The sequence below is a fragment of the Desulfosporosinus sp. BICA1-9 genome, assembly GCF_000802135.1.
Genome location: NZ_JUEE01000249.1, coordinates 25896 through 46556, shown reverse-complemented (window position 1 = coordinate 46556; position 20661 = coordinate 25896). Strand labels below are relative to the sequence as shown.

22 protein-coding genes are annotated in these 20661 nt (G+C 44.8%); all 22 read left to right on the top strand.

The window, feature by feature from the left end; all coding sequences use genetic code 11:
- Positions 1–82: 82 nt before the first annotated feature.
- The 22 genes from aroC (at position 83) to JL57_RS36000 (ending at position 20591) form a co-directional block, all read left to right on the top strand.
- On the top strand, positions 83–1231 hold the full coding sequence (aroC, locus tag JL57_RS30915) for a chorismate synthase (RefSeq protein WP_034145709.1): 1149 nt from the start codon (positions 83–85) through the stop codon (positions 1229–1231).
- Positions 1232–1343: 112 nt separating this feature from the next.
- Complete coding sequence (locus tag JL57_RS30910) at positions 1344–1877, top strand: shikimate kinase (protein WP_034145708.1); 534 nt, start codon at positions 1344–1346, stop codon at positions 1875–1877.
- Complete coding sequence (gene aroB / locus JL57_RS30905; protein WP_034145707.1) at positions 1849–2952, top strand: 3-dehydroquinate synthase; 1104 nt, start codon at positions 1849–1851, stop codon at positions 2950–2952. Before JL57_RS30910 ends, aroB begins: the two co-directional genes overlap by 29 nt.
- A 299-nt stretch (positions 2953–3251) precedes the next feature.
- Complete coding sequence (locus tag JL57_RS30900) at positions 3252–3602, top strand: type II secretion system protein GspG (protein WP_034145706.1); 351 nt, start codon at positions 3252–3254, stop codon at positions 3600–3602.
- 63 nt (positions 3603–3665) lie between these two features.
- Positions 3666–4061 (top strand): hypothetical protein, encoded by a 396-nt coding sequence (locus tag JL57_RS30895; RefSeq protein WP_291300800.1) that lies wholly within the window; start codon positions 3666–3668, stop codon positions 4059–4061.
- Positions 4048–4704, top strand: coding sequence for a type II secretion system protein J (locus tag JL57_RS30890; protein ID WP_291300799.1), 657 nt, complete (start codon positions 4048–4050; stop codon positions 4702–4704). Before JL57_RS30895 ends, JL57_RS30890 begins: the two co-directional genes overlap by 14 nt.
- Positions 4705–4772: 68 nt before the next feature.
- Positions 4773–5084: a hypothetical protein gene (locus tag JL57_RS30885; protein ID WP_034145704.1), complete on the top strand. Its 312-nt coding sequence runs from the start codon at positions 4773–4775 to the stop codon at positions 5082–5084.
- Positions 5048–6778, top strand: coding sequence for a GspE/PulE family protein (locus JL57_RS30880; RefSeq protein ID WP_045691099.1), 1731 nt, complete (start codon positions 5048–5050; stop codon positions 6776–6778). The genes JL57_RS30885 and JL57_RS30880 overlap by 37 nt, the downstream gene beginning before the upstream one ends.
- A 24-nt stretch (positions 6779–6802) precedes the next feature.
- On the top strand, positions 6803–7849 hold the full coding sequence (locus JL57_RS30875; RefSeq protein ID WP_034145702.1) for a type IV pilus twitching motility protein PilT: 1047 nt from the start codon (positions 6803–6805) through the stop codon (positions 7847–7849).
- On the top strand, positions 7846–9048 hold the full coding sequence (locus JL57_RS30870) for a type II secretion system F family protein (RefSeq protein WP_034145701.1): 1203 nt from the start codon (positions 7846–7848) through the stop codon (positions 9046–9048). The genes JL57_RS30875 and JL57_RS30870 overlap by 4 nt, the downstream gene beginning before the upstream one ends.
- A gap of 142 nt (positions 9049–9190) precedes the next feature.
- Complete coding sequence (locus tag JL57_RS30865; RefSeq protein ID WP_034145700.1) at positions 9191–9679, top strand: type II secretion system protein; 489 nt, start codon at positions 9191–9193, stop codon at positions 9677–9679.
- A gap of 72 nt (positions 9680–9751) precedes the next feature.
- Positions 9752–10516: an A24 family peptidase gene (locus JL57_RS30860; RefSeq protein ID WP_034145699.1), complete on the top strand. Its 765-nt coding sequence runs from the start codon at positions 9752–9754 to the stop codon at positions 10514–10516.
- Positions 10517–10520: 4 nt separating this feature from the next.
- A complete protein-coding gene (locus tag JL57_RS30855; RefSeq protein ID WP_034145728.1) occupies positions 10521–11999 on the top strand; it encodes a competence protein ComA in 1479 nt (492 codons plus the stop codon).
- Positions 12000–12040: 41 nt separating this feature from the next.
- Positions 12041–12616: a hypothetical protein gene (locus JL57_RS30850; RefSeq protein WP_045691100.1), complete on the top strand. Its 576-nt coding sequence runs from the start codon at positions 12041–12043 to the stop codon at positions 12614–12616.
- 173 nt (positions 12617–12789) lie between these two features.
- Positions 12790–13485: a LysM domain-containing protein gene (locus JL57_RS36010; protein ID WP_291300798.1), complete on the top strand. Its 696-nt coding sequence runs from the start codon at positions 12790–12792 to the stop codon at positions 13483–13485.
- Between the two features lie 216 nt (positions 13486–13701).
- Entirely contained in the window at positions 13702–14148 is a 447-nt protein-coding gene (aroQ, locus tag JL57_RS30840) for a type II 3-dehydroquinate dehydratase (RefSeq protein ID WP_034145698.1), read from the top strand.
- A gap of 56 nt (positions 14149–14204) precedes the next feature.
- Positions 14205–15266, top strand: a complete 1062-nt coding sequence (locus JL57_RS30835) for a Xaa-Pro peptidase family protein (protein ID WP_291300802.1) — start codon at positions 14205–14207, stop codon at positions 15264–15266.
- 77 nt (positions 15267–15343) lie between these two features.
- On the top strand, positions 15344–15904 hold the full coding sequence (gene efp, locus JL57_RS30830; RefSeq protein WP_034145696.1) for an elongation factor P: 561 nt from the start codon (positions 15344–15346) through the stop codon (positions 15902–15904).
- 119 nt (positions 15905–16023) lie between these two features.
- On the top strand, positions 16024–17700 hold the full coding sequence (locus JL57_RS30825) for a ribonuclease J (RefSeq protein WP_034145695.1): 1677 nt from the start codon (positions 16024–16026) through the stop codon (positions 17698–17700).
- Positions 17701–17730: 30 nt separating this feature from the next.
- Positions 17731–17856, top strand: a complete 126-nt coding sequence (locus JL57_RS36005; protein ID WP_291300797.1) for a hypothetical protein — start codon at positions 17731–17733, stop codon at positions 17854–17856.
- 41 nt (positions 17857–17897) lie between these two features.
- Entirely contained in the window at positions 17898–20207 is a 2310-nt protein-coding gene (locus tag JL57_RS30820; RefSeq protein ID WP_034145694.1) for a bifunctional diguanylate cyclase/phosphodiesterase, read from the top strand.
- Between the two features lie 141 nt (positions 20208–20348).
- Positions 20349–20591: a hypothetical protein gene (locus tag JL57_RS36000; protein WP_291300796.1), complete on the top strand. Its 243-nt coding sequence runs from the start codon at positions 20349–20351 to the stop codon at positions 20589–20591.
- Positions 20592–20661 lie beyond the last annotated feature (70 nt).

Genomic DNA, 20661 nt, shown 5'->3' with positions numbered 1-20661 from the left:
ATTAGTTTTGCGCTGACCAAAATTTATGGTCTATACAATAGATCAATTTTTACGAATACGGAATAGAGAGAAGGGACATGAGATGCGCTTTTTAACGGCAGGAGAATCACATGGTCAAAAGTTAGTCGGTATCATCGAAGGACTTCCGTCTGGAATGAAGATTTCCAGAGATAGTATTGATATTGCCTTAAGGCAACGTCAACAAGGACCTGGCCGTGGTGGACGAATGGCTATTGAACAAGATGAGATACAAATTATATCCGGGGTACGAGGAGGATTAAGTACGGGCGCTCCAATCGCCTTAGAGATCCTCAACCGTGATTGGGAAAATTGGCAGAAAATCATGGCTTGGGGAGAAGAGGCTGACTTAGAAAGCCGAAAAGTGCTAACCCCTCGGCCGGGGCATGCGGATTTAACGGGTTCTCTTAAATATCGAACAGAAGTCCGGAATATCCTCGAACGGGCGAGTGCCCGAGAGACTGCCATGCGGGTAGGGATAGGAAATCTAGTAAGGCAAGCTTTGGCCGCCCTCGGAGTGGAAATCAGAGGGCATGTCCTGGCGGTGGGCGGCGTTCATGCGGAGCGTTCAGACAAGGAAGAGTATTGGCAACATGTAAAAAAATCCGAGTGGTCTGTAGGAGATCCTCTTGCTGAACAAAAGATGGAGGATCAACTCCTGATTGCTCGGAATCAGGGAGAATCCTTGGGAGGACTATTAGAGGTACAAGTGTATAATATTCCGGCAGGATTAGGCTCCCATGTGCACTGGGACCGCAAGTTAGATGGAAAGCTGGCCCAAGCAGTTCTCTCAGTGCAAGCGATCAAAGGGGTTTCCTTTGGGCTAGGCTTCGAGGCAGGGGAACGCATGGGTTCGCTAGTTCATGATCCGATCACTTATCGTCAGGGGCAAGGCTTTGCTAGGGCTTCCAACCATGCGGGAGGAATTGAAGGGGGAATGAGCAATGGGGAACCCATTATCCTTCAAGCGGTTATGAAACCCATCCCGACCCTCTATCAACCTTTAGATACGGTGCATCTGGAAACCAAAGAGGTGGTCAAGGCCAGTGTGGAGCGTTCAGATGTTTGTGCCGTGCCAGCCGCCTTAGTCGTTTTGGAACATGTGGTAGCTTGGGTGATTGCTGAAGCGGTCCTGGAAAAGTTCCCCGCAGATAACTTTGCCGAATTAAAAAGCAGCTGGGAAGCTTATCAAGAAAATTTGCGTATGATGTAGCTTTTACCTAATCTAGGTATAGCGGACTTACTTATAACTAGGGATATTTGTGCGAATTGCGGTACTCGGAACGATTGTAATTATTACTTTATCATCGAGAGGATTGATCACCATGCAAAACATCGTTCTCATTGGATTCATGGGAACTGGCAAAAGCACGGTTGGTAAGCGGTTAGCCCAGGCGCTCGCTTGGGATTTTGTCGATACTGATAACGAAATAGGAGAAATCACCAACCTAAGTGTGACAGAAATTTTCCGTCGTCATGGAGAGACGCGTTTTCGTTCAGAAGAAAGCATTGTGGTCGCTAGGCTCAGTCAATTAGACCATATCGTCATAGCGACAGGCGGCGGTACAGTCTTGAATCCCCTCAATTGGAAGGCGCTGGCTCATAAGGGGACTGTAATCGGTCTTCATGCTTCGCTGGAAGAGATTCTTAATCGGATTGGCCATAAAAATGATCGTCCGCTTCTCAAGGGCTCAAAAGAGGAGATTGAGAAGTTATGGTCGGAGCGTCAAGGCTGCTACGCTCAGGCTGACTATATGATTGATACATCTCAAAAAAATATTGATGAAGTGGTAAGTGAGATTCTTACCATACTTAGGAGGCTTAATAACAATGAGTTTAGCGGAATTGCAAACGATTGAAGTCAGCTCTGATAAACCGTATCCGGTATTTTTAGGAGCGCCACTCGAAGCGCTAGGGGAGTATCTTCATTCTCAAATAAGCGATGTGGAGCACATCCTGATTATTACTAATAGGGAAGTCGGAGAGCTCTATGCGGAACGTCTCCAAAAAGGCCTTGTTGACTATCGTGTCAATCTACTGACAGTCCCTGCTGGAGAAGCAGAAAAATCGCTGGAACGTTTAAGTCAGCTCACGACAGCGGCACTACGTTGTGGTGCAGACCGCAAAACTCTCGTTATTGCTCTGGGAGGCGGGGTAATTGGGGATTTGGCCGGTTTTTTTGCCAGTGTCTTTATGCGGGGAATTCGCTTTATACAAGTTCCGACAACCCTGTTAGCGCAAGTTGATAGTAGTATAGGTGGAAAAGCGGCCGTCAATCATCCGGCTGGGAAAAATATTCTGGGTACCTTTACTCCACCGTTGGCAGTCTGGACAGATTTCAAGACACTAGATAGTCTGCCTTGGCAAGAAGTTGAAAACGGGTTAGCAGAAAGCATAAAGCATGCCATAATTGCGGATTTAGACCTATTTGAGTTTTTCGAACAACAAGAACTTAAGATTAAACAACGAGATCCCCTGATTTGGAGCGAAATGGTAACACGGTCTTCGGCGGTAAAGATAGGTATAGTTTCCCAAGATGAACACGAGCAAGGGATACGTGGTCTGTTGAATCTAGGACATAGCTTCGGGCACGCCTTAGAGACTGAGATGAACTATCGCGGAGTGACTCATGGGCAAGGGGTTAGTATTGGTCTCGTGGCAGCTTCATATTTAGCAAAGACTAAAGGGCTAATGACTTCCGTAGAAGTTAGTAGAGTTGAGCAGTTACTGACTAAATTTGGTTTACCGACCGCGGTCGATGTAAAGCAAGACCCTCTGGCCTTGTTACAGCGCATGCAAGCCGATAAGAAAAACCAAGGGGGACGAAAAATCCTAATTCTCCCCAAAGGAATCGGACAGGCGGTTATTTCTAAGGAATGTACCGACCAAGAAATATTAAGTGCCTGGGAAGAGGTAATTACATCAGACAAGTAAACTAACACTGGGATTAAATAATCTGGCATAGATCGAGAGATCTTTGTCAGATTTCTTGTTTTAAGAGGAGAAATCGCAAGTGTTTGCGCGATATACTGCGAATTAATAAGAGAGAATGACAATCGAAGGTATTTATAAGAAAGATATGTCGAGTCGAAAGGTATTTAATAATGGATGGAGAAATCAACAGGAATTAGTTGAAATAATCTGATCTATGTTGAGATCGTGAATTTGTGAATCGTAAATAGCGTTTTGTAATTTGTGCATTTTATAGGATTTTAGTGGAAAGGAGTGAGGCCTTGAAAAGAGGGGAAAACACGCAAAGAGGTTTTACATTGTGGGAACTTCTGCTTGTACTTTCATTGATAGGAATTCTCCTAGTCCTAACACCTCACTTCGGTTCAGCTGTGAGTCAGGTTCAGAACCGCGTGGATCTCGCGAATGTACTAAAGATCGAAGGGGCAGTCCAGCTTTATCGGATTGATGTGGGAACGTTTCCCAGGAGGGTTTCGGATTTGGTTCACTCTCCGATCGGCGTGAGTGGATGGCGCGGTCCATATTTAGAGGAGATTCCAGAAGATCCTTTCAATCCAGTCTTGAGTTATCAGCTCGATGCCTTGGGACGGGTCAAAGCACGAACAGCTTTATAGATCAAGAAAGAAAATACGAAAAATATTCAATAAGATTATTAAGCGCTTGAAGAAATTCAAGGAGTGATTAGAACGAAACTAGTAAACGCTTCTTTGGGTTATGTATTGTTTGATGTGTTACTCGCCTTGTTTCTTTTTTCCCTCGGGTTTGCTGTTCTCTTTGGCTTGACGGAGAGCGCTGTTACCCAGTCCCGTCAAGCCACTACCCTTATGGAGGGAGCGAATCTTGCTCAGAGAATCATGGATCGGTTAGCGAACCATGATTGGAGGGATAATCTTGCCCGACAAGCCTGCATACCGGGTGGGATCCTAGAAGGAAACGAAGGGAAATTCCAGTATATTATTCGTGCGGATTGGTACGATATGCCGCAGCTTCTGAGAGTTAGTGTGGAAGTCTTCTGGAGAGGCAAGGGGAGTGATCCCCAATATAAACTGGAGAGTCTTTATGCTGTTGAATAGTCGTAATGCTAATCGTAATCGTAATCGTAATAGTAGTACTGCTGGACTAACGCTCATGGAAGTTTTATTTGCCCTATTAATCACCGGAATTTTTTTAATCATAGCCCTGCGATTTTTAACGGATCAGTGGCGGGGAGCGCGTTCTCTCAAAAATCATTTAGAAGCTCACTATTTCGTGATGACTGCTGGGACAACTGTCTCTGATGTGATTCGCACGGCTCAAACTGTAGAATGGGTTCCGGATCCTGGGGTATTAAAAGTTTTGCCCTTACCGGATGACGTAAATCTCGCACCGTCTCTTGATATCTATTTCGTCGGTGATTTAGATCATGACGAGACGCGAGACCTTTATTGGAGACACTTAGGTGCTTCGCAGCCAGTGGCGAGCTATGTAACTGGATGGGAATGTAGGGAGGTGGAACCGGGACTGTGGGAGATCTTCTTGCAAGCAAGTGTAGAGGAGCAGACGGTTATTTGGCAGAGTATGATCCGACAACGTGCGCATTCTACAATATCTCACGGCTCAAGGCCTACTTCAGGGGTTGCATTTACTACGTTAAATGCAGAACCTCCCCTAGTTGCAGTAAATACAGCAATAACTTCAATAACTTCAATAACTCCTATAACTCCTATAACGACTTAAAGCACAGATCAACCGGGTATGTCAGTCTGCTTATCCTCCTTTTATTTACGACTTTAGCCGGACTAGGGATGGAAGTCTATCTGAAGGCTAATGCAGAAAATCGTATGGTAAAACGGGAAACCCAGAGCAGGCAGGCTCTCTACGTTGCTGAGGGAGGAATTGAGTGGGCGAAAGCTCATCTACTAGTGAATCCAGGACTTAGTGAGGGTAACGTTTCTTTGGCAACCGGACGTGCTATTATTGTTATTGAGTTAAATGGAGGAGGGTATAAAGTGATTTCTGAGGGACAGTCAGGCTTAGCCATTCGAAAAATTGAACAAACACTGCAGTTGGACGCGGGAAAGTGGGTCATGACGAGTTATCAGGAACTACACCGCTAACCATGGAAAAGCAGCTTGAATTTAGTCAGTTTTTGCTGGTTAAGGGGTATATTGACGAAAAGGGCTTGGCAGAGGGGTTAGATTTTGCCTTGGAAAGAAGAGAGCCCATCGGTGATATTCTTGTGCGGATGGGTGTGTTGTCCAAAGCCAAGTTATCAGAAGCCGTACGTAGATATTTGGGCATCCCGGAAGTTTCTCTGACCAGGGTCATAATTGACCCAGAAATTGCAGGGCAAATTCCCGAAGCAATGGCTCGCCGCTATACCCTTATACCATTTGAGCGACGATCGGGAGTCTTAAGAGTAGCCATGTTAGAACCCACCCATGAACGAGCTCTACGGGATGTTCGAATGTTTACAGGCTTAGAGGTTGAGCCAGTATTCGCTAAGGCTGAGGAAATCCAGGCTGCAATCCGCCAGTACTTAACCGTGGAACAGTCCGTCGCCCGAATTACGCATTTTGAAGATCATTTCTTTGAGGATCAGGGCGTTTGGTCGAAGGAATCTCTTGAATCTGTTGAATTCGATTCCTTAGTAGACGATTCGCCCACGCTCAAATTAGTTTACTCAATTTTGCATGAGGCCGTTTTGCAAGGCGTAAGCGATATTCATTGGGAACCCCGTAAGAATGATTTCGTCGTGCGTTATCGCATAGATGGTAAACTTCTGAAGAAACACGTGCTCTCTGCAAAAACTGCCCGAAGTATAGTTTCTTGTTTAAAAGTCATGGCCCAAATGGATGTTGCAGAACGACGAATCCCTCAAGATGGTCGAATGGCGTTCAACGCAGGGGTGCGACAGGTCGATTTTCGCATGTCTTCAATGCCCATTGTTTATGGAGAAAAGGTTGTTGTGCGTATTTTAGACCAAGAAATGGCACAGCGTTCGCTTAATGGCTTAGGTATGCGTTCAGAGGTAGAAGCAGGGGTCAAATCCTTATTGACACGTCCGAATGGCTTAATATTGGTAGTAGGACCGACGGGAAGTGGCAAGACCACAACCCTTTATGCACTGCTGAGGGAATTGAAGGCTGAAGAGCAGAACATTATATCCATTGAAGAACCGGTTGAATATCAACTTTCAGGGGTAAACCAAGTACAAGTCAATCTTCCGGCAGGACTCAGTTTCGCTGTTGGGTTGAAACATATCTTACGACAAGACCCGGATGTGATTATGGTTGGGGAAATCCGAGATGAAGAAACAGCGAGAATTGCCATAACAGCTGCACTTACAGGTCATTTAGTTTTATCAACCCTTCATACTAATACGGCGGCAGAGGCCTTAACTCGGCTTGTAGATATGGGGATAGAACCTTATCTTTTAGCGGCAGCAGTCAGTGGGGTTTTGTCCCAACGCCTGGTACGCCGGTTATGCGAACATTGTAAGACAACGTATAGGTTAACGGAAACCGAAAAACGGGCCCTCCGCTTACCTGCATCGATTAATTTGTTCTATCGCTCAACTGGATGTCCGGAATGTTTTGGCTCCGGGTTTCGAGGTAGGATTGGGATTCATGAATTTTTGCTTTATAATCAAGAAATTAAAGACCTTGTGTTGACGCGACATAATTCCAGAGACATTGAGCGACAAGCGTTAGTTTCTGGTATGCTTACAGTATTCGAAGATGGTCTGTTAAAAGTAACCCAAGGATTAACCACCATGGAGGAATTACTCCATGCGGCATCTGGTATTTGAGGGTAAGAGGGGAAGTTAAAACACTTGCTAACACTTAAAGAATTATTAATCATAGCTGGGGAAAGAAAATCCTCGGATATTCACTTAACTGTAGAGAGTCCGCCCGTCTTGCGTATTGACGGTTCCATGGTTCAACTTCAAGCGGATAAACTGTCCCAATCTGATTTAGAAACCTTCGCCCTTTCCCTGATGAATGAGACACAAGCCAAACGGTTTGCCGAATCCGGTGAACTCGATTTATCCTACAGTTTGCCGGGAATCGGACGATATCGGGTTAATGTTTTTCGCCAGCGAGGCTCGATTGGCGTAGTCATTCGCTTGATACCCTTTGTTATTCCTAGTCCTGAGAGTTTGGGTTTGCCAGCTGTAAGTATCGAGTTAGCACGCTTACACAAAGGGTTGGTGCTAGTGACCGGGCCAACCGGAAGTGGAAAATCGACGACTCTTGCTTCATTAGTGGACTATATTAATCGTACGCGGTCTTGTCACATTGTCACGATTGAAGACCCTATTGAATATTTGCACCGACATAATTTAAGTTTGGTCAATCAACGAGAAGTTGGTAATGATACCATGTCATTTACCAATGCCTTACGCGCGGTCTTGCGGCAAGATCCCGATGTTATTTTAGTCGGAGAGATGCGAGACTTAGAAACCATTGCCACGGCTGTTACAGCGGCTGAAACAGGACACTTAGTTTTTAGCACGCTTCACACAAATGATGCGACCCAATCAGTGGATCGGATGATCGATGTTTTTCCACCTCATCAACAACAACAAATTCGAGTGCAGCTGGCAGCCGTTTTACAAGGGATAATGTCTCAACAATTATTCCCTAGGGCAGATAAAAAAGGGCGCGTGGCCGCCATAGAGGTCATGTTGGCAACCCCAGCAGTTCGCAGTCTTATTCGTGAGGGTAAAACTCATCAACTGCCGACAGTCATTCAAACCAATGTTAAGCTTGGCATGCAGACCATGGATAAAGCTATACTTGACTTAGTTCAAAAGGGTCTGATCTCAGCTGAGGTCGCCCAGGGGAAACTGCAGAGTCCTGATAGTCTGAGAAGATGAAGCAGCAGCGTTTTGTCTGGAAAGCGGTTGATTTGAATGGAATTCTTAAGCGCGGAGTTTGGGAAGGGGCTGGAATAACTGAAGTTCAAGCTCGCTTAAGGAAAGAAGGATACTTTCCAGTCTGGGTTCGAGCTAAAAAGATTTGGAAAATGCCTCTGTTGCCCTTCGGTGGCATCCAATGGAGTCCCTTCGTTCGCCGACTTGGGACGCTGCTGGAGGCTGGGATCCCGTTGCTTCAAGCCTTGGAGATCATGACTTTCCACGGGGAAAAGTTATCCTTGGAGCAAGAATTATGGAAAAGGGTTAAAGATCGAGTGGAATCAGGAAGTGATTTATCAGAGGCCTTAGCCCTTTTAAATCCATGTCCCAACTCATTTGTGCTTTCGATGATTAAAGCTGGGGAATACACAGGGACGTTAGGGAAAGTTCTAAGTGAAGTGGCTGAAGAATTAGAACAGGAACATGAATTACATAAAAAAATCAAAGCAGCACTTGCCTATCCCCTACTTCTGTCTTCAGGGGTAGTGGTCGTGCTATACGTTCTCTCTGTCTGGGTGCTCCCTATGTATGAAAAACTCTTTCTGAGTATGGGCAGTACAGAATTACCGATTGTGACTAAAGTCATTTTTGCCAGTGGTCGAGCACTTCCAGCCTTTTTATGGGGTATGCTGGGATTGGTCACAATTCTTATGATAATTGTCAGAGTTTCAAGAACTTATGATTGGAAGTTACGCTTAGAGCATTTACTGGGACGGGTACCCATCATCGGAAGGGTTTATCGTCTCCGCGATTTGGTTCAATTTAGTCGGATGTTGGGTCGTTTAATAGCGGTCGGAATCCCTTTACTAGAAGCGTTGCGTTTAACGGCAGGAACGCTACGCAGTCCTGTGATGCTAGAGTTGACAAACCAGCTTGTGCTATCTGTTCGGCAGGGAAAACCTATGGCTCCCCTACTCCGCTCGAGTCGCATCTTTCCCAAAGAGGGGGCAGAAATGATCGCGATTGCTGAGGAAACCGGACAATTGGATCGAATGTTAAACTATGTTACCGAACTGTTTCGTCGAGAACTCGAGGATCAGCTTGTGCGATTACTGCGTATGATCGAGCCAACACTTATTCTTGCTTTAGCAGGGCTAATCGGCCTAGTTGCCAGCGGGGTAATGATTCCTATTTTTGATCTTAGTTCACATCTAGAATGAACGGTTTGGACTAAAGCGGAACATCCACTAATAGAATTAGGGTATTTTGAAAGTGATCTAGTGGAGAACTTATGGCTTCAGGCCAAGAATGGCTAAAAAACAGAGAGGTTAAAGAATATGAGGAAAGGAAAGGAGAATTGAGATGAATCATCTCAAGGAAAAGAACGGGTTTACGCTCATTGAGGTCATGGCAGTGATTATTATACTAGGTGTCTTGGGTGCTATCGTAATTCCTAAATTGACATCAAGCACAACAAACGCACGGCGAAAAGCGGACATCGCAACTGCACACGAGGTAAAAGCCGCCCTTGATCGTTATCAGATGGAAAAGGGAACCTATCCTAAAAATACAGAGTTGACAGCCTCTGAAGGTACGGTGACAAGTTCAAGTCTCATACCTAAATATATTAGTAAATTGGACAAATCAACGACCCAGCAAATCGTCGCTGAGGGAAACAAAGGATTTGGAGTGGTTAATATTGTGGCAGATGCTACAGATCCCACGAAATTTACTATTCCAGACACGAAGACCAATACGATCATGATTTATTTATTTGGAGATGGTTTGGGAGCGGAAGTTCGAGTGTATGATGAAGGTCTCAAGGATTTTCTGTGGACGTCCGCAAATTAGCAAAAAAACTCTAAGCAGAAAAATCATGTCTAACATTTGTAGTGCAGGAGAGTACTGAAAGGGGAAAGACCATTGTACCTAATAAGTATAATTAGCGGATTTTTTGGAATCTTGATCGGGAGTTTTTTGAATGTGGTCATTTGTCGTGTCCCACGTGGGGAGTCCATTGTTTCGCCTGGTTCATATTGCTATACTTGTGGACACTCCTTACGAGCTTGGGAACTCATTCCTATAGTTAGCTTTCTAATCCAAAAAGGACAGTGTAGTAACTGCGAGGCTCGGATCTCATGGCGTTATCCAGCAGTTGAAGCTCTGACAGGGATTCTCTTCTTTCTTACTACTTTATTGAGCTTCGATTCTGGGATGCACCCTGCACGAATACTCTTGAACCTTTCTTTTGTAGCAACGCTTGTGGCATTATCTTTTATTGACCTTGATACATTCCGTTTGCCAGATGTGCTTACCCTTCCTCTCTTGGGAATAGGACTTATAGGAGCTTTTCTCATCCCAGGGAATCCTAGTGGATGGGAAAGTGTGCTTAGTGCCTTGGGTGCGGGAGGAGTATTCTGGATTATCGCCCGAGTTTACCCGCAAGGAATGGGTCTGGGGGATGTAAAGTTGGTTGCGGCAATGGGCGCATTTTTGGGGTTCCCTGCTATCTTCATCTCTATTTTTGTAGGAAGTTTTGTCGGCGCAGTAGTGGGAATCTTCCTTCTCCGTACGGGCAAAAAAAGCCTTGGTCAACAGATCCCCTTTGGACCCTACTTGGCGTTGGGGGCGATACTTACCTTATTATGGGGAATCCAAATCTTTGAATGGTATTGGGCGTGGATATAATTCGATGCGAAATGGTACGGTAGTCTTCGAATTGACTGATGGAGAAATCCGGGCGCTTTGGTTTTCTGTTCCCATTTTTTCCTCAGTTATCAAGCCAAAAAATAGATCAAGATTAGTCAAATTTGACCGCATTCCAATACCGACTGGTATTATCGAACAGGGCAATGTAAGGAATGAAGGTCTATTAATTGATCTTTTGTCAAGGTATCGCTCACAACTCCCTAAGAGCAGGCCAAATGCCTATTTAACGATTTCACTGCAACAAGGCTTTATTCGGGCTTATCCGTTACCGTGGCTCCCAAAACGCGACAGAACTTCGGCTTTGGCTCTGTTAGTCGATGAAGAAATTTCGATTGCTAGATCGGATTTGCTGTATGATTTCCTAATTATTTCCGAAGAAAAGCCCAAAAGTTTACGCGTTTTACTGGGCGCAACTCGTCAGAGTATACTCGAAGGGTATGTATTTATCTTTGAAAAAGCGGGGTTTAAAGTAAAAGGTGTTGATTTCTCGTTCTCTGTCTTAGGGCAAACACTTGGGTTTGATCCTAACGAGGATGTTCTTTATCTACAAGGGGAAGCTGGCTGTTTTCAAGTAGCTTTATTTCGTGGAGAGGTTCCGGAAAGTGTGCGAATATTGCCTCCTCTGCCTTCGATTGACGGTTGTGATTGTTGCGAAAGCGAGCAGATCGAAGAAGGGGTAAAAGAGATCCAACGCTTTCTTTTATATTATAAAACACAACAGGCAGATCTAAACTTGAAACGCTTAGTTTGGAGTGGTGATTCAGTTACAGAGAAGCTGGCACAGAGGTTACTAGCGTCAAGTCATGTTTCAACAGGTGACCAAGCCACTTTAAAATGTGTTCCAGATTCCTGGCAGGAGATTCTTAAGGCACATGTGGGTCGGAGCGAGGTAGTGGTAGGGTATGCACAGAGGATCTTGGCGCATGATCCTGTGCTCAACCTTTGGTACCAACCAGCCCGGGCGGAAAAGATTAGGCGGAGGTACCTTGGGCTGGCATCTTTCCTCGGGTCGCTTTTAGTGATGGGAATAATCTTATGCTTTTCACTCCAGCGAATAACGATGTCTTTACAACAAGAGGTACAAGTACTTTCACCTCAAGGCGTTGAGATTGAGGGGCAGGCCAAATATGAGCAAGCCCTTGAAACAGCTTGGAAGGGGGCACTGATTCGTACCGAAAAGGTTGGAGAAGCATTAGCCGAAGTGCAGGCCTTGTCGGGGAACGGGCTGAGGATAGAACAGGTGGTGTATAAGCAAGGCAGCATGTCTTTAAGCGGAATAGCTGAAGATGCCAGCAGTGTTCAAACGCTAATCCATACGCTGCGGACCAAGGGGTGGGAACAACCCGCTTTGACGAGTTACAAATTGACAACCCTTAACAATGTCGAATTCTCTATGAGTGCTAGACATCGAAGAATTGGCAGGCAACCTGTGAAGGCGAGTGAAGCTAATCAAGTGAACTAGCAAGGAATAGGGTGGACTTATCAAGGAAGGAGTGGATATATTTGGCTTTCTTCTCAAGTGAGATAAGGGACAAAACTATCCTGGATTCTTTGAAAATTTCCCTATTACCTCTTTCGCTGCGCGGTATAAAAGGAATTGCAGCGGGTTTAATTGCCTGTATAGTCCTGGCGTTTCTTCTTCTCTGGCAACCGGCATATATAAAGTATCAATCCTTACAAAAGGAAAAAGACTATTGGTTACTGATGAGCTCTGAGATGAAACACACACAACCGAACTTAAAGCTGTCCGTCATTCCAACCCTTGATCAGTTACCCGATATGATCGAGAGGTGTCGTAGTACCTTTGAAAAGGAGGGTATAGACGTGGCTGCCTTCAATGTTGAACGGTTTGGGGAGAAACAAGAAACGGGAAAAGTAGCAAGTTTGGATTATGCTCTAGTTCGTTTGAATCTACATGGCCAATGGAATGGAATAGTATCGTCTCTCAAAGCGCTTGAGGAAGTGCAGGAGGCCGGCATTCATGTTAAGGAAGTCGTTTTAGCATCCCAAGGTGGAGAGGTGCTTCTCCAGATTTATCTACGTCAGCAAAATAAGCCTGACTTCAAAACACCTCAGTGATTAAGAGGGTTATCCGCATCTTCGCCAGTGGCTTAAGCGTCCTTAACCGGGCCATATGATGGCTTAAACCAACCCTCTTAAGAGTGATCAAGTAAATGATGGCTGGTTATGATAAATTTGGGTAACAGGACATTCCCGTTCTTCCATAATCTAAGGAGAGGAGGGGATATGTAATGGGTGGTAAGGAGTATTGTATTCAACCTGGTGATAATTTTCATGACCTTGCTCAGCGTTGGGGAGGAACTTGTGAAGACTTCCTTTTGGTCAATCCCAGCGTTGATCCCATGAAACTTCAAATAGGGCAAAAGATTGTTCTTCCCGAATTTAAAAGCGCTCTCCAAGGGCAAGAGCAATTTGCAGATATACGTAAAGATCAGGGACAAGGGTTTGTTGGGGATTATCTAGATGAAGTCGAAATGGAAGTCGAGGGAGTTCGTGTTCGGTTACGACGGATTGGTGAACCAAGAGTCCCTCATGAAATTCACTTTATTCTCCCTAGAACCGAGATCCGTAAAATCCAACCCGCAGGGGAATGTGGGCCGACTGATGTACAAATTATGTTAAGTAATCTGGATGTTGTACTCTCCCCTCGATTAGTGAGCGGTAACGGAGACCGCGCGGAACAGGGCAAACTAGTTGTATCGCCAGATGGTCAGACTCAAGCTCAACCGCAAATCCAGGCACAGCCTCAAGCTCAAGCCCAGTCTCCAACTCAAAAGACGGTCCAAGGTGAGAACGAGTCTCCACAGTTACAATTTGGTGCAACCCCTCCCTATGATCTGAGTGCGCAAACTGCGACGCAACCCTCTCAAGGACTTATGCAGGGCAAAAATCAACCGCGATGGCGCATGTCCTTCCCCTTTAATTAATGTATCTGACTATCGGAGTTATAAATAGAACGTTCAAATGAGGAAGAGCTTTTTTGATTATGAAGGCTCTTTCTTAATTGTGATTTACCACTTGTAGCTAATTTCAATAAGTAGTTTTATATATTGAAATTTCAGATAAGAATTCCTTCAGCTGAAAATACTATGCTATAGTACAAAATTGTGTTAAAATTTCAAGGTAGTTAAGGAAGTGATAAATTGGCAAGTATATGGGTATTTCATGGTCCTAATATAAATTTATTAGGTCTACGTGAACCGGAACATTATGGATCGCGCACCTTGGCAGAGATCAATAAAGAAGCGTTAGAGACTGCGAATCTAGCAGGAATGAAGGCTGAATGTCGGCAAACTAATCACGAAGGGGAGCTCTTGGATTGGATTCAAGGGTTATCACCTGACGACTTCTTAATTTTAAATCCTGGGGCTTGGACACATACAAGTTACGCGATCAGGGACGCTATTAGTGCTGTGAAAGTTCCGACGGTAGAAGTCCATCTTTCAAACATCCATGCCCGTGAAGCATTTCGCACCAATTCTCTTATCGCACCGGTCTGTATAGGACAAGTATCAGGTCTGGGGGCAGACGGTTATGTATTAGCGATGCGTTATGCTGTCGACTACCAAGGCCGTAAGGCAAAGGCATGAATTCGATATTCAAACCACGCACCATGTACTACGTACAACGATAGGGGGGATACATCATCAATCGCATCGAACGAATGCGTCAACGCATGCATGAGGAAAGAATTGATGCTTATATTGTTATTCGTCCGGAAAATGGACGATATCTGAGCGGGTTTACAGGTGGAGAAGCAACTCTGTATATCACCTCAGAAAAAGCTCTTTTATTAACTGATTTTCGTTACATAGCACAAGCAAAGGCCCAGTCTCCAGATTTTGAAATCATTGATGCGGGTCAGGACCACTTTGCTTCTTTAGCAGAAATCGGGGAACATGTCCAGCAAGTGGGTTTTGAAGGAGACTATGTCACTTACGTGGACCACGGAAAACTGCAAGCTGCTTTATCCCAAGCGGAACTTTTGTCTCTGCCCAACCTTATCGGATATTTGCGTTCGGTGAAAGATGATTCAGAGCTCAAGCTAATTCGTGAAGCAGTAAAAATCGCAGATCTTGCTTTTGCCGATGTGTTAAAGACGATCAAAATCGGGCAAACAGAAGAAGAGATTGGTTTAAACTTGGACTTTTCCATGAGACATGCCGGAGCAAGTGGAGGTTCTTTTGATTTTATTGTAGCCTCTGGTGTGCGTTCTGCGTTGCCTCATGGAACGGCCAGCTCAAAGATCGTTCAATCAGGGGAGTTTCTGACGATGGACTTCGGTGCAATCTATCAGGGTTATTGCTCAGATATCACGCGGACGGTTTTTTTAGGCGAACCAGAGGACAAGCAGCGCGAAGTGTATGAAATTGTCCTAGCTGCGCAGAGAGCAGGAATTGAAGCAGTTGCCCCGGGAAGAACTGGCAAAGAAGTGGATGCGGTAGCCCGTAAACTAATTGAAGAAACAGGTTATGGTGAATACTTTGGACATGGACTAGGACATTCCGTAGGTCTGGCGATCCATGAGGGACCAAATCTTAATAAGCGGGAAGATCGTGTGCTTGAACCGGGCATGGTCGTTACCGTGGAACCGGGTATTTATATCCCGGATTGGGGTGGCGTTCGAATTGAGGATATGGTTTTGGTGACCGAAAATGGTTGCGAAGTATTGACCCAGGCACCAAAAGATTTCATAATCATAAAGTGACGTTTTAGAATTTCTTAGTATATAGCTTTAGAAACGGACAAACTAAATAAAAGGATTTTAGGGGGAAAGTGGTAGTTATGATTTCAACGAATGATTTTAAGACAGGTCTAACCATTCAATTAGACGGTGATGTTTTCTCAGTGGTTGAGTTTCAACATGTTAAACCCGGTAAAGGAGCCGCTTTTGTTCGAACAAAATTGAAAAATGTGAAGACGGGTGGAGTCGTTGAGCGTAGGTTCAATGCCGGAGAAAAAGTGGAAAAGGCCCATGTGGAGCGTCGTGAAATGGACTATCTCTATAAAGATGGAGAACATTACGTGGTCATGGATAAGGAAACCTACGAGCAGACCTCTTTGACTCAGGGGCAAATTGGAGACGGTGTGAAATGGCTGAAAGAAAACATGACCTTAGGTGTGCTTTTCTATGATATAGAGGTTATTGGAGTGGATGTGCCTAATACCGTTCATCTGGCTGTTACAGCAACAGAACCCGGCGTGAAAGGGGATACGGCTACCGGTGGGACAAAGCCTGCAACCTTAGAAACGGGTGCAGTCGTGCAGGTGCCTTTCTTTGTCAATGAAGGAGATATGCTGATCATTGATACTCGGACAGGAAGCTATGTTCAACGGGCCCAGTAAAGTCAGAGTTCAGAGGTCAGAAGCTGGAAATAGCAGATTTTAAGTAATATCCTAAATAACATGAAAACATCTCTTATGGGGCAAACTTAATTTTAATTGCGACCATAGGAGGTGTTATTTTGTTATCTCAACAGACTTCAAAGCTTAGCGTGATTCCGCTTGGGGGAACTGGAGAAATCGGAAAAAATTTGCTGGTTTTTGAATATGAAGATTCAATTGTAATCATTGATGGTGGGGTAAAGTTCCCAGACGAAGAACTACTGGGTATCGATTTGGTGATTCCTGACATCGCCTATTTGGAGAAAAACCGCGAGCGAATTAAAGGGCTCTTCATTACACATGGGCATGAGGATCATATCGGTGGACTCCCATTCATTTTACCAAAATTGAATATTCCTATTTATGGTACAAAATTGGCCTTGGGATTGGTTCGAGCGAAGTTTCAGGAGCGAACTGCTTATCCTGAATCTTTAGTGCACATGTTAGAACCTGGTGAACGTATACAGGCAGGGGCTTTTGAAGTAGAGGCATTTCGAGTTACACATAGTATTCCGGATGCTGTCGGATATTCTCTGCTTTCTCCGGTTGGACGCGTAGTCTATACAGGGGACTTTAAGGTCGACTATACCCCCATTGATGGTCAGAACATGGATTTGAGAAAACTGGCAGCTTGGGGTGAGGAAGGAATCTTAGCCTTAATTTGCGACTCCACAAATGCTGAACGGCCAGGGGTTACCATGTCAGAAGGGGCAGTCGGGAAAGCTTTGCGAGACAATTTCGAACGGGCTAAAGGAAAAATCATTATGGCATCGTTTGCTTCTAATGTACATCGAATCCAGCAAGCGATCGATGGTGCTTCTGAGGTTGGTAGAAAGGTTTGTGTCGTCGGAAGAAGCATGGAGAACGTGGTGCGCACTGCACTGGAGTTAGGCTACTTAAAACTGCCCAAAGAGGATATCATTATTGACAGTACAGAAGTAGGAAACACACCTTCTACACAATTGTTGGTTCTGACCACTGGGAGTCAAGGTGAGCCACTAGCTGCTTTGACACGGATGGCCACTCGAAGTCATCGTCAGATTAACGTTCTCGCCGGGGATATGGTCATTATCGCGGCAACCCCAATACCTGGAAACGAGAAGCTTGTGGGAAAGACGATTAATCATCTTTATCAGATAGGTGCGGAAGTTGTAACCAAAGAAATGGGGCAAGTACATGTATCCGGACACGCCAATCAAGAAGAGATTAAGCTTGTGATACGCCTTACCAACCCGCGTTTTCTTATTCCACATCACGGAGAAGTTCGTCATCAAGTTGCTCTGAAAAGGATCGGACATTCGCTTGGTTACTCGGATCCAGACATTGCTTTAACTCAACTGGGCTCACGTGTTGAGATATCCCCGGATCGCATGGAATTCGGAGAACGAGTGGAAGCCGGAAGTATTTACATTGATGGACTGGGTGTAGGGGATGTAGGGCAGATTGTTTTGAAAGATCGTCAACAATTGGCGCAAGACGGTGTGGTTGTAGTGGTAGCTGCACTTTCGAAAGGAAAGCCATACAGAATTTTGTCTGGACCGGATATTATCTCTCGAGGATTTACGTTTATGAAGGAAGCAGAGATATTGGTAGATGGGGCTAGAAAAGTGGTGGAAGCTACCTTAGAAAACCAGATCCAGAAGGAGCAAATGGAATGGGGCCCTCTAAAATCCAATATCCGTGACAGTCTAAGCAAATACTTATGGGATAAGACCCGGAGACGACCCATGATCTTACCTGTGCTACTACATCATTAGATCATATTACAAATTTTAGGTTGGAGCGCTGTGGTCTGTTATAAAACGACCGAAGCGCTCTACATCGTTTCAGGAGCTATTCCTGAAGTCAGGATGTACAATCAGCCGTTAAATGGTTTTTTTGCAGAACTAAAGTTTGATTTGCAGGAATATTGATTAAAATTGGAGAATACAGCCACTAGGAAGGAGGCCTGAAAATGAAATTCGGTAGAAAATGGAAATGGAACCAGGTCACTCCTTTGCGTATAACTATGCTATACGCGCTGACTGGTGGGCTCTGGATTCTCTTCTCAGATCATCTATTAGGCCTGATCGTGTCGGATCATAGCGTGCTGCTTTATTTGTCAACCGTAAAGGGCTGGCTCTATGTTACAGTGACGTCAGTGCTTCTCTATGCCCTTATTCAATGGGGATTCACCTCCCTTCAAAAAAATGAAAAAGTTTTAAAAAAAGATCGAGAACATTTAGAGCGCTATCAGCTTTTGGCGGAGCATGTTCTTGATTTAATATTATTTATCCGCCCGGATGGACAGATTATCGATGCCAACGAGGCAGCGGTGCAACGTTATGGTTATACCCGTGAGGAATTAACGAACATGCCTGTTCATCAGTTGCGTTTGCCAGAGGACCAATTATCAGTGTCCACCTTTTTAGAAAAGGCTCCCAAGGGGATACAGTTTGAACTCAAACACGTTTGTAAAGATGGCAGTGTCTTTCCAATCGATATCAGTGCTAAGGGTGCAACGATCAACGGGAAACCAATTATTGTTAGTCTCATTCGCGATATTACAAAACGTAAAGATGTAGAAACCGAGGTTTGGCTGGCGAAGGAACGAGCCCAAGTCACGTTAGAGTCCATTGGGGATGCGGTGATCACGACCGATGTACAGGCGAACGTTGAGTACCTCAATCCGGTCGCTGAGGCTTTAACTGGTTGGACGAATGCTGAAGCAGTAGGCCTCTCCTTAGAGCAAGTTTTTCAGATTGTCAATGAAGAAACGGGTAAGAAGGTTGAAAGTCCAATTATCCGATGTCTTCAAGAAGGAAAGGTTGTCGGCTTGGCAAACCATATCGTCTTAATCAATAAAGCGGGATCGAGAATTGCGATTGAAGATTCAGCTGCACCCATTCGAGACCGTAGTGAAACGATTATAGGGGCAGTTTTAGTGTTTCATGATGTCAGTTATAAACGAAATCTTATTAAAGAGTTGGCCCATCAAGCACAACATGATGCTCTAACTGGACTCCCCAACCGCTACCTTTTCAATGAACATTTAAAGCAAGCATTAGCACGAGCAAAGCGTAAACAGGGTAAGTTAGCGGTTATGTTTTTGGATTTAGATCGCTTCAAACTGATTAATGATACGATGGGCCACAACCTGGGTGATCGACTTCTATATCACGTAGCAGAACGCGTTCGTCGATCGTTGCGCGAAGGGGATACAATCGCAAGACAGGGCGGAGATGAATTTTTAGTCTTACTTCCGGAGATAATGGATGACCATGAGGTAGTCACCGTATCTGAACGAATTTTAGGAGTTTTTGCTCAACCGATTATCCTAGATGGCAATGAAGTCTACGTGAGTACGAGTATTGGAATCAGTCTTTATCCAAATGATGGCACTGATTTAGAAACTTTAGTGAAACAGGCGGATACAGCAATGTATTATGCCAAGGAAAAGGGTCGAAATAATTGTCAGTTTTTCACTTCAGGACTTAATATAAAGGCCAATCAACGACTTGCGACAGAGAACAGTCTGCGTAAGGCCTTAGTGCGTGGCGAGTTTGTCCTGCATTATCAGCCCCAAGTTGATTTTGAAAGTGGCTCGATTGTAGGCCTGGAAGCCCTCATTCGCTGGAATTCTGTCGAACTGGGAATGGTTTCCCCTGCCGCCTTTATTCCTATAGCAGAGGAAACGGGGTTGATTGTGCCGATAGGAGAATGGGTTTTATGGACCGCCTGTGCACAGAATAAGAGTTGGCAAGAACAAAGCTACCCGCCTTTGCGCATAGCCGTTAACATTTCAGCTCGGCAATTTAGAGAACCGGATTTTATTAAGATAGTGGACAGAATTCTTCAAAAAACCGGATTAGAACCCCGGTGGCTGGAATTGGAGATCACAGAGAGTATTGCTATGGAAAATGGTCAAACATCTCTTGAAATGTTGAACGGCTTTAAAGAGTTAGGAGTACGGATTTCCATTGATGATTTCGGAACTGGTTTCTCTTCACTGAATTACTTACGGCGCATGCCGATAGACACCCTGAAAATTGATCAATGCTTTATTCAAGATATCAGTTCGGGCGAAAATGGAGAGGAAGTAGTAGCAGCTATTATTCAGCTCGCTAAAAACCTTAACTTAAAAGTTATTGCCGAAGGAGTAGAGACAAATACCCAACGGTCCTTTCTCAAGGATAAATTGTGCGATGAAATGCAAGGTTACCTCTATAGTAAGGCGGTTTCGTCGCAAGATGTTGAAAAGTTGTTCGTACAACCGAAGAAGTAAATGTGTTCAGCTCAAAGCTGAACTTTGATAAATTAATAGTGGTCCCTTTTGAGGCTGGGTGCATGCTCTGTAGTGTGTTACCCGGCTTTTAACATTCAGACTATCGTGTTCGCATGCGATGTTTAGATGAAGTGGGCTCAAGTGAAGCGGGGGTCGAGTACAAGCAGTGCAAGTGCAACTCGAGAACCGTCCCTAACTGTACTGACTTGCATGTCTGATTTGCACGACTTGCACGGTTCTAACCCCGTCGACCCAAGCCAGAGGAAGTTTCTTAGCTTAGAGAGCACGATTAGTGGAATTGCGTCAATGAGCGCAGTCGATCAGGCGTTAAGAACCGCAACTGTTCACATGCAGAAAGCCCAGAAGTTTTGCGGTTTAGCCTGAGCGACAAGCGAATAGCAATGGATCACGATAGTCTCCGGTGGAGAGTATCGCCGAAGCCGTGATCCCTAAA

What these genes read in the sequence shown, in the direction of transcription:
- aroC (WP_034145709.1), top strand. Translation starts at nt 83, where the DNA reads ATGCGCTTTTTAACGGCAGGAGAATCACATGGTCAAAAGTTAGTCGGT.
- JL57_RS30910 (WP_034145708.1), top strand. Translation starts at nt 1,344, where the DNA reads ATGCAAAACATCGTTCTCATTGGATTCATGGGAACTGGCAAAAGCACG.
- aroB (WP_034145707.1), top strand. Translation starts at nt 1,849, where the DNA reads ATGAGTTTAGCGGAATTGCAAACGATTGAAGTCAGCTCTGATAAACCG.
- JL57_RS30890 (WP_291300799.1), top strand. Translation starts at nt 4,048, where the DNA reads ATGCTGTTGAATAGTCGTAATGCTAATCGTAATCGTAATCGTAATAGT.
- JL57_RS30885 (WP_034145704.1), top strand. Translation starts at nt 4,773, where the DNA reads ATGGAAGTCTATCTGAAGGCTAATGCAGAAAATCGTATGGTAAAACGG.
- JL57_RS30870 (WP_034145701.1), top strand. Translation starts at nt 7,846, where the DNA reads ATGAAGCAGCAGCGTTTTGTCTGGAAAGCGGTTGATTTGAATGGAATT.
- JL57_RS30865 (WP_034145700.1), top strand. Translation starts at nt 9,191, where the DNA reads ATGAATCATCTCAAGGAAAAGAACGGGTTTACGCTCATTGAGGTCATG.
- JL57_RS30855 (WP_034145728.1), top strand. Translation starts at nt 10,521, where the DNA reads ATGCGAAATGGTACGGTAGTCTTCGAATTGACTGATGGAGAAATCCGG.
- JL57_RS36010 (WP_291300798.1), top strand. Translation starts at nt 12,790, where the DNA reads ATGGGTGGTAAGGAGTATTGTATTCAACCTGGTGATAATTTTCATGAC.
- efp (WP_034145696.1), top strand. Translation starts at nt 15,344, where the DNA reads ATGATTTCAACGAATGATTTTAAGACAGGTCTAACCATTCAATTAGAC.
- JL57_RS30820 (WP_034145694.1), top strand. Translation starts at nt 17,898, where the DNA reads ATGAAATTCGGTAGAAAATGGAAATGGAACCAGGTCACTCCTTTGCGT.